At 53.7% G+C, this 9,207-nt stretch carries 8 protein-coding genes; 1 reads left to right on the forward strand and 7 read right to left on the reverse strand.

Features of this window, described 5'->3' with window-relative positions; all coding sequences use genetic code 11:
• The first annotated feature begins 87 nt into the window (after nt 1-87).
• Nucleotides 88-2,211, forward strand: coding sequence for an adenosylcobalamin-dependent ribonucleoside-diphosphate reductase (locus tag Q8Q07_00765; protein ID MDP3878823.1), 2,124 nt, complete (start codon nt 88-90; stop codon nt 2,209-2,211).
• 405 nt (nt 2,212-2,616) lie between these two features.
• On the opposite strand, the gene Q8Q07_00770 is transcribed toward Q8Q07_00765, so the two are convergent.
• The 7 genes from Q8Q07_00770 to Q8Q07_00800 all read right to left on the reverse strand — a co-directional run bounded on the left by Q8Q07_00770 (nt 2,617) and on the right by Q8Q07_00800 (nt 8,750).
• A complete protein-coding gene (locus Q8Q07_00770) occupies nt 2,617-3,504 on the reverse strand; it encodes a Hint domain-containing protein (protein MDP3878824.1) in 888 nt (295 codons plus the stop codon).
• 183 nt (nt 3,505-3,687) lie between these two features.
• A complete protein-coding gene (locus tag Q8Q07_00775) occupies nt 3,688-4,935 on the reverse strand; it encodes a glucose-1-phosphate adenylyltransferase family protein (protein MDP3878825.1) in 1,248 nt (415 codons plus the stop codon).
• Between the two features lie 258 nt (nt 4,936-5,193).
• On the reverse strand, nt 5,194-5,508 hold the full coding sequence (locus tag Q8Q07_00780; protein MDP3878826.1) for a hypothetical protein: 315 nt from the start codon (nt 5,506-5,508) through the stop codon (nt 5,194-5,196).
• A 60-nt stretch (nt 5,509-5,568) separates the two neighbouring features.
• A complete protein-coding gene (locus Q8Q07_00785; protein MDP3878827.1) occupies nt 5,569-6,093 on the reverse strand; it encodes a helix-turn-helix domain-containing protein in 525 nt (174 codons plus the stop codon).
• The gene (locus tag Q8Q07_00790; protein ID MDP3878828.1) at nt 6,068-6,349 is read right to left on the reverse strand and encodes a DUF1540 domain-containing protein; all 282 of its coding nucleotides are present in this window, start codon (nt 6,347-6,349) and stop codon (nt 6,068-6,070) included. Before Q8Q07_00790 ends, Q8Q07_00785 begins: the two co-directional genes overlap by 26 nt.
• 149 nt (nt 6,350-6,498) lie before the next feature.
• Nucleotides 6,499-7,875 carry a radical SAM protein gene (locus Q8Q07_00795; GenBank protein ID MDP3878829.1) on the reverse strand — a complete coding sequence of 459 codons (1,377 nt, stop codon included), beginning with the start codon at nt 7,873-7,875 and terminating at the stop codon, nt 6,499-6,501.
• A complete protein-coding gene (locus Q8Q07_00800; GenBank protein ID MDP3878830.1) occupies nt 7,872-8,750 on the reverse strand; it encodes a hypothetical protein in 879 nt (292 codons plus the stop codon). Before Q8Q07_00800 ends, Q8Q07_00795 begins: the two co-directional genes overlap by 4 nt.
• Between the last annotated feature and the right edge of the window lie 457 nt (nt 8,751-9,207).

Here is a 9,207-nt window from a genome sequence, read left to right on the forward strand (position 1 = left end):
TTGTCACTTTTCCCTCCTTTATTTTATGACTTTGCCATCGGTAATCTACTAGAATACTCCCTGTCGGCAATATAACCAGGGTTTCCTATGAGCAGACTTAAGATTGTTCAGATCCGCAAAAGAGACGGCTCCGTAGTCCCATTCAATCCCGCCAAGATTGAAGGAGCCATCCATAAAGCGCTCATGGCTACCGGCGCCGGCGGGAGAGAACTGGCCGCTGATCTGGGAAAACGTGTTGTAGGGATTGCGGAGGAAAGGCTGGGGCAGACCGTTCCCACCGTAGAGCAGGTACAGGATATCGTCGAAGAAGTGCTGATGAACCAGGGTTACGCCAGCGTAGCTAAAGCCTACATTCTTTACCGCCAGCAACGGTCAGAGGTGCGCCGGTTGAAGGAAATCATCGGCGTACGCGACGATTTGAAACTCGGCGTAAATGCCATTAAGGTGCTGGAGCGCCGCTATCTGCTCAGAGATGAAGCTGGCAACATAATAGAAACTCCGACCGGGCTTTTCCGGCGGGTGGCCCATGCCATCGCCAGCGCGGAGACAAAATTTGACCCGGCGGCTGATTATAAAGGGCTGGAGCAGGATTTTTTTGAAATCCTGACCAATCTCGAATTTCTTCCCAATACTCCGACACTGATGAATGCTGGCGCTCCACTAGGACAGCTATCAGCCTGTTTCGTCCTCCCCGTTGGAGATTCGATCATCGATATTTTCGAGACACTCAAAAATATGGCCGTCATCCACCAGTCCGGCGGGGGTACGGGGTTTTCCTTCAGCCGGCTCAGACCCCAGGGAGACATCGTTCGTTCCACCAAGGGGGTGGCATCCGGCCCGGTGTCATTCATGAAGATATTTGATGCGGCTACGGCGGTGATGAAGCAGGGTGGCAAGCGGCGGGGGGCTAACATGGGCATACTTAACGCTGACCACCCGGATATCATTGAATTCGTCGAAGCTAAAAGCGATGGTGTCACCCTGTCCAATTTCAACATCTCAGCGGGGGCTACGGACGAATTTATGGAAGCCGCCTCGCGAGGGAGGAAGTGGAGCTTGATAAATCCCAGAACCGGCCGGGAAACAAGGTCAATCAATGCCGGTGCGCTCTTCGACATGATTGTCAACAATGCCTGGAGAACCGGCGACCCCGGCCTTATCTTCCTCGATGAGATTAATCGCCATAATCCCACGCCGTACCTGGGACGGCTGGAAGCCACCAATCCCTGTGGTGAGCTGCCGCTGCTCCCCTACGAGAGCTGCAACCTGGGGTCGATAAATTTATCCCGCATGATATTGGACGGGCAGATAGACTGGCTGAAGATTGAGCGGGTGGTGAACCTGGCCGTGCGTTTTCTGGACAATGTGGTCGAAGCTAACGTCTTTCCCCTGCCGGCCATTGAGCGGATAACCAGAGAGGGAAACCGGAAAATAGGCCTGGGGGTGATGGGATTTGCTGACGCCCTGGTCAAGCTGGGTATCCCCTACGACTCCGAGGCGGCGCTGGAAGCAGGTGAAGGGATGATCAAGTTTATCTCGGAGAAAGCCGCCGCAGCCTCAGCCGGGCTCGCCGCTGAGCGTGGAGTCTTCCCTAATTTTGCCGGTAGCGTCTATGACCACCCCAGGGGCCCCCGGCCACGCAACGCTACCGTCCTCTCCATCGCCCCTACCGGCACAATAAGCATCATCGCCGGCTGCTCCAGCGGTATTGAGCCGCTTTTTGCCCTTACCTTCGTCCGGAACGTGATGGAGGGAACCAGGCTGCTGGAAGTAAATTCCGTATTCGAGCAGATTGCCCGCAAGCGTGGTTTCTTTACGCGGGAATTGAAGGAAGAAACGGCTCAGAAGGGCAGCCTGCGAGGGATTCAAGGAATTCCTGAAGATGTCCGCCGGATATTCGTGACGGACTGGGACATAGAGCCGGACTGGCATGTCAGAATGCAGGCAGTATTCCAGAAGCACACAGACAATTCTGTTTCCAAGACGGTAAATCTGCCTGAGGACACGACGCCGCAGGATATCCGCCGAATTTATACTCTGGCCCACCAGCTCAAGTGCAAGGGTATAACCGTGTATCGCTACGGAAGCAAAAAACAGCAGGTTCTGACTCTGGTCGGTTACGTTTCGGAGGCAGCGCCGGAGCCCAGTCCTTATGTCACCGCTGAGTCCGAATACGCTGAAGGGTGCTTGTCCGGTACCTGTCCGTTCTGAGCCAGTTCAAGAAGGGGCAGTCTGCCTCAATCCGTGAGGTTGAACCCGAGAAGCTCACCCTCGAGATGTCATTGCGAGGAGTCTTTCCTGCGAAGGAAGGACGGCGTGGCAATCCGGGTGGGGAGGACGGTCATAAAGCCCCACCCCCGGATTGCTTCGCCTTCCCTTCGGGAATGGCTCGCAATGACATTTCCAGAAGCACACATACCTTATCAGAGACACCACGAAGAATGAAAATACCGCTCATGGTGAGCCTATCGAACCATCGGCTCGACCTTCCACAGGCTCAGGGCGAACGGGAAGACAACCCATTTTCGGAGCAACTCCTTAAGAATCCACGGATTTGGGGTCTGCCAGAAATCTTGACATTGCGCGGTCCTGCGGCTTAGTCCGGAAATTCCCCGCTCATTCTGCTACTACGGTGCTCTTTAGCAGGATGCCGTTGGCCCAGTAGAGTCCCGTGCCGCCGGAAGGCAGTAAGTCATAGGTAGCCCCATCGTAGGATACGTGTTCGACCGCCACCACCGGCGTCCCATCCAGATTATCGCCGTTCCGGTAGTCACCCAAAGCACGTCCTTCAGCTGTAGGATGGCCCGGTGAAGCGGTGACAGTACGTCCGTCACTCAGGGTCACCTTTACCACCTGAAATGAAGAGGGCGCCGGTACCATCGCGGTCTTGAGGACAACTCCCCTGACCCGGTTGCCTGCGCTATCGGCAGTCCACACCGTCATTCCTTCGTGCAGTTGCTCCACAGGGACCGGACCGCCGGGTGTATCGATGAGAGTACCCTTCGTCAGACAGATGGGACAGGTATTAAAGCTCGGCTCCCGTCTTGATACCTTTATACTGCCAGATGCGGTGACTGTCCCTTCGATGCGCTCTCCCTGTCCTTCTTTCACACGCAAGCTGAACTGGTAGGTGGCTCCGGATAAAGTCATCTCCACCTGGTAGGTGAGCCTCTTGTGTTCACGGTAGATGAGCAGCTTTTCCTCGTCGGCGTAGTCGTCTTTGCCAGGCAGATTCAGACGCTGCAGAATCGCTGAGAATTCAGCCTCATCCGAGCGGATAAGAGTGAATTGTTCCAGCGCATTGTTTTCCTCCTGTCCGGGTCGCCCGACCGGGTAGAAATCAGGGTCGCACCAGAACACCTCGTCAAAGCTATCCAGGACAAGGTATTTTAGCTCGGGTAGCGAATACGCGGCTGGTGGTTCAGGTGGTGGTTGTGTCTGCTGCCCACATCCGAACGGGAGAATAACCAGCGCCATTGTCAGTAACAGTAGCCATTTCCCCATCAATGGCACCTCCCGGCCGGCGTACTCGCAAACCTATTACCACTGCCCGCAAACCGGCAGCGGGTAGCGCCTTTGCCAGGTATCAATTCATCCCCGTTTCAGCGGGTGACAGCGTAAGTTGGTGTGGAAATGCGCCGTATCGTTTCCGCCACAAGGCTATCGTTATCTCCTGAAAGTTTGGACTCAACCCTTTTTCCCGGCTACGCCGGTTGCGAGGCGCGGTGATAAGGTTGTACCCGAAGGGACTATGTTCCCGTGAAAGTCGACCTGCTCCACATGGGGCATGATGGTACAGTTTCTGCCGACCGCCGTACACTTCGGCACGGCCACTCCCTTGCCCACTACTGTGATATCCTGCTCTGTGGCGAAAATGCCGTTACCGAAGCCGATATAGCAGTACTGGCTGATATCTACACCTTCATCCAGAATACAGCGGTCAACCACGCTGTGATAGCCAACGCTGACATCAGACATCAGTATCGAATTCCGGACAACAGCCTTTTCTCCAACCCGCACCCCCGGTGACAGTATCGAGTTTTCCACCCGTCCCTTGATGACACAACCCGGACTAATAAGACTGTTCTGAATGCTGCCCTGGTTAACCTTCTGCATCAAGGCTAAATCCGGTTCTTCAGTCAGGATATGCCACTGGCTGTCAAGACTGAAAGACGGCTGCGGGCCGACCAGTTCCATATTGGCTTCGTAGTAAGCGTCTTTGGTCCCGATATCTTGCCAGTAACCCTGAAACTGATAGGCGAATACCCGGTCATGCCGTACCATCTCCGGCATAATGGCATAACCGAAGTCATGCGGCGAGTCCGGCCGGGCTGCATCCTCAATGAGACGCTCAATAAGTACCTTTTTGTTAAAAACATAAATGCCCATTGAAGCCAGGGTACTCTCCGGGTTCCGCGACTTCTCGACAAAGTCCGTCACCTGGAAATCGGAATTCACACGCAGCGAACCGAAGCGGTACATCTGCTCAATCGGTACCGTAACAACGCCGACGGTCACATCCGCCCTTGCCTTTTCGTGAAAATCAATCAGTCTCCGGTAGTCCATTTTGTAGATATGGTCCCCGGCCAGCACCAGCACTGCCTCGGCATCACATTTGCGCAGATAGTCAAGGTTCTGATAGGCGGCATCGGCAGTACCTTTATAGGAGCCTTTTTCAGGCTCAAGAATAGCGAAGTTCAGCATACCGGCGTTGGCCTGTCTCCAACGATTGAGGTATTCCGCCATCCGGGTGCGCTGATAATCAGTCAATACGGCAATGTTTCTGATACCGGAATGAATACAGTTACTCAAGCTGAAATCGATAACGCGAAAACCGCCGGCAAAAGACAGGGCCGGTTTCGGTCTCATATGGCATAATATATCCATCCTCTTGCCCCGCCCTCCGGCGAGAACCATGGCTAATATTTTAGTCATTGGTCATTCCCCCCCATTTAGTAATCAACGCCTTCATCCTGGTTTATGCCTGGCGGCAGGGTAATTTAGCTTCCTTTACCGGACTAATTCAGTGCTTGCCAGGAAATCCGGCGATTATTCTCGTAATAAACCATTAAGATTGCAGGAAATTTTTACCTTCTTTTCGTTTACTAGGCATCCATTTTGGACCTCCTTATTGATTGTCCGTCTTTACTACCGGTGCTCTTGCGGACAGGTCAAGAGTTTTAATGCCGGAGTTCAAACCGGCTGGGACAGTTTATCCTGAAGGAAAGCAAGCCTCTTCGCCACGCTCCTTGCCGCTTGCAGCTTGCCCGCCGCTTTGTTCAGGTCACGCGCCAGCTTCTCATCCCTAATGATGTCTCCCACCCAGTTGCTGAAGTCGTTCTTTGTCGCGTTGACATGAAAGGCAAAGGTTTCATCTGACATGCTATCAAGGGCATCCTTGAGTTCAGCCATGCTGGCCAGTATGCGGCCATCGGAACACCGGAAGACATTGTCACCGGGTACGCTGCCGAGCATCCTATGGGCGTCTTGCTTTAATATTCTGGCCATATTGTTTTTAAAAACCTTTCCTTTCTTGTTATTTACCTGCCGGATCAATCCCCGAACCGCCTATTCCCTGGACGGAAGCAATTGTACATCTTCCGTCATAGCTTCGACCGCGCCAATCGCCCGCACCGTCAGTTGAGCCAGGCTCTCACGGTCAGAAGCCTGCACAGCAAAGATAACATCCGCCAACCCTTCTACCCGGTCTACCATCACCACACCGGGCTGGCGCTGCGCAATCGCAACCACTTGCTCCGAATCACCATCCCTGGTTCTCAGCAGCACATAAGCCCGGGGTTTCATGATCTCCGTCGCAAATCGTTCCAGCACCTTCTTATTGACAACCGTTCGGCGATGACGGTCGATCCTGATAGCGTCCTCGGCCTGCAACGATTTGAGGGAACTGCTGACCGCGTCCCGGGGAACACCCAGCATCGCCACTATCTCACGTTGCGACAGGCCCGGACCCCCGCTTTCATCAGTCCCGGCATTCTGAAGCAAAACCGCGGCAACCCACCGCCGGATATCCCCAAATTCCGCCGGTGGTGTGGAGCAGGATTTTGCCTTAGCTTCTGGCTTGAAATGTCTCACAGTCGGCATGTCTTTCATGGCTGGTTACATTTATGTTCGGAGCCTGGCACTCAAGCTGCTGGTTGAACTTGCAGTCCGAGGTCAGACAGGCGCCTATCCCTCCTTTAGCTTCCGGGAACCCACCCTTGCTGCTTCCATGGGTATAGGTATTGCATTCCGCGTGGGAGCCTACATTTATGCCGGGAGTGTGACAAATATCGTTCATGTTGTAGGCGCAGGTTGACATTGCACACTTAAGAATCTGAGTCATATCCATTTCTTTCACCTCCAGTCGTTTTCAATATTGTAGTAGAACATGTATAGAAAAGTTATAAAAATGGAAGTGAAAATGTTACAAAACTATGACATTTAGCGGAAGGGTAAAAATCGCCGGTGTAGCCTGAGTCTGGAGTGTTCAGACTATAGTTATCTCATCAGCCTGAATATCGCGTCGGTCAGAAGCTCCATTGGCTTTGACAGAATGGGGCTATATCTGCCAAGACGCTTCCGCAGCAAAAACTGGCTTTTCGCTTTTACGATTGCGAATTTCGTCTTAGCCTCTGAGAAATCGCCATCGAAGGTGAGGGTGTGCTCGGTCAAAAAGCCACCCCGGCTCCGCCACTCTCTGGCGATGCTACCTTCGACTCTCTCAAAAAGAGCCGTACCCGGCAGAGGGTACGGCAGGGTAAAGGAAAGGTAGTCCAGAGGCAGGGCGGTGGCAAATCTAATAGTGCGTAATACCGTGTTATTCGTCTCACCGGGATAACACAGGATAAAGAAGGCGCCAGTCCTGATCCCTGCGCTGCCAGCCGCTTCTATCGCCTTACGCGCGCGTTCTACGGTAATCTTCTTGTTCATTAGTCTGAGTATAGAATTATCCGCGGACTCAATGCCGAAGAATATGCGCTCACAGCCTGCCTCTCTCATCTCTTTGGCGATATCCGCATCAATTGAGTCCACTCGTCCCAGACATTCCCATTTGAATTGAAGCCCTCTCGTCTTAATCTCAGCGCAGATCCTGCTGAGGCGGTCGCGGCTCAGGGTGAAAACGTCGTCAGCGAAATGGATGTAATCATACCCCAGGGAAAGCGCCTGCTCCACTTCGTCCACCACGTTCTCAGGTGACCGTTCGCGGTAGGAGACTCCGAAAACCGCGTTACTGCAGAATTCACAGTTGAAGGGGCACCCCCGGGTGGTAATCAGTGTGGTACCGGCGTTGCCGGACCGTTTTCGCCAGTAATCGATATACTTCTCGTTCGGGAAGAGATCCCTCGCCGGAAAGGCGATCGTGTCCAGGTTCGCTTGCATCTGGCGCTGAGGTGTAAGAATGACCCGGCTCTCATGCTCCCCGGCCTGGCCGTTACTTCCGCTCCTGTAGGCAATTCCCGGTATCAGTCCCAGGTCCCGATTCTGCCGGAAACCGTCCAGTACCTCCAGTATGGTTTCCTCTCCCTCCCCCCTCACCACGACATCGAAGTAGTCCGTGAAAGGGGCAGGGTCACATGACGGAAGCGGCCCACCGGCGATGATTAGTTTACCCTTATTTCGCAGGATTCCGGCCAGCGCCAGGCTGTCTTCGCGCATGGTAACCATGCTGTAGATACCAACGACATCAGCATTTATACGCAGGGCTTTTTCCACGGCACTCTTCCTGTCCATAAAGGTACAGTCCAAGATATCAACGTGGTAGCCGGCATTCCTCAGGCTGGCGGCGAGGTATCCCAGTCCCAGGGGAGGGAAGCGGAAGATTGATTTATCATGACGGGGAAGGAAATAGGGGTATATCAGCAGTACTGAAGTCACCGGTCTTCTCCTATCCTGATATCGTAGGCGAAACTGGCGGTATTCCCGGGCAATACATAGTTGAGCCCTGACCAGGCAAGACGGTTCCTCTCAAGCTCCCTGCCGCGGAATATCCGGGCTCCCCGGACTTCATTGATACTGAACGATATGCCGTCACGAGAGTCCGCCAGTGAAGCGCTATGAGCCACGGCCTCGTCCCAGGTACCGATTCCCTTACCCCTCAGAGTTATTCCGTCCGAATCACGGTACAGGTCAAAGCGGTTGGCGCCCTGCTCGTTAGCGATGATAACCTCGGTACACCCTCTCCTCGTCAACCCCTTCAGGTCTACGCTGATGTGAATGATCCCCTGGCCGATGTCAGCATCGTATATCACGCTTATCGGACCGGCGCTATCATTTTCCTGGAAAGCGGTAGTCATGCCACAGAGAAGCTTTACCGGATACGAAGTCCAGGTCAAGGCGTTTCTCAGAAGGGGATGCTGGCGGTGCAATCCGGAAAGGAACTCTTCTACTTCATAGAACCTCGGACTGCCGATAACCCCACCCCACCTCAAACTCGTGCGCCTGATGAGATTAAGATTATAGCTGACCGTAGTAACTATCCTCTTGCCATCCTGCTTCATGCTCAGGCTGGCATCACCGGGGAAGACAGTCTCCAGCCCGAACTTCACAATAGGCAAACCAAGTCCAACGCCTTCTTCCACCAGCTCGCGCCCATTACTGGCAATTACCAGCCCCTTCTGAACCCGGCAGCTGGGGTATTCCCCTGGTTCTGGTCCCGGTTTGATAAATAATAAGCTGAGGTTATTGCGCAGTCTGATTATTGCCAGTATCCGGGCATCGTCATCCCGTACCTCATTAACTGCGGTGCTCATGCCCATACCGTCCGGTAAATGCGTAATCCTGAGATCAGTGTAACCAGCCGGGGGCCGGGTGCCCGTCTCATGGGAAATGCCAGCCCTTTGAAGACTAGTGTGGTGTAACGCATTATTTTTCGCTCAAGAAGTGAAACGAATCGTTCTCCAATAAAAAGCGCGTTACTCGTGTTGTCATTGCGAGGAGTCCGCCTCCGGTGGACGACGTGGCAATCTGGGGGTAAGGGATAATTCCGCCCTCGCCGAGATTGCTTCGCCTTCCGCCGGAGTTTACCCCGTACACCGATACGGGGTCGGAATGGTCTCGCAATGACAGCTGTGGCGGCAGCGTAACTGTAAGTGTTACTTGGTACTAGAGTGATATATGTCCAAAAGACGATTGCTACCACCCCCAGAGTGTTGACTGGTTTAGTTCTAAACCGGCAATGATTATGTTAAGGTGAGTTAACGCCTGCGG

The sequence above is a fragment of the Dehalococcoidales bacterium genome, assembly GCA_030698765.1.
GTDB lineage: Bacteria > Chloroflexota > Dehalococcoidia > Dehalococcoidales > UBA2162 > JAUYMF01.

Bases quoted from the DNA above. Each gene is read 5' to 3' on its own strand.
- Q8Q07_00765 (MDP3878823.1), top strand. From the start codon at position 88: ATGAGCAGACTTAAGATTGTTCAGATCCGCAAAAGAGACGGCTCCGTA.
- Q8Q07_00770 (MDP3878824.1), bottom strand. From the start codon at position 3,504: ATGGGGAAATGGCTACTGTTACTGACAATGGCGCTGGTTATTCTCCCG.
- Q8Q07_00775 (MDP3878825.1), bottom strand. From the start codon at position 4,935: ATGACTAAAATATTAGCCATGGTTCTCGCCGGAGGGCGGGGCAAGAGG.
- Q8Q07_00780 (MDP3878826.1), bottom strand. From the start codon at position 5,508: ATGGCCAGAATATTAAAGCAAGACGCCCATAGGATGCTCGGCAGCGTA.
- Q8Q07_00790 (MDP3878828.1), bottom strand. From the start codon at position 6,349: ATGGATATGACTCAGATTCTTAAGTGTGCAATGTCAACCTGCGCCTAC.
- Q8Q07_00800 (MDP3878830.1), bottom strand. From the start codon at position 8,750: ATGAGCACCGCAGTTAATGAGGTACGGGATGACGATGCCCGGATACTG.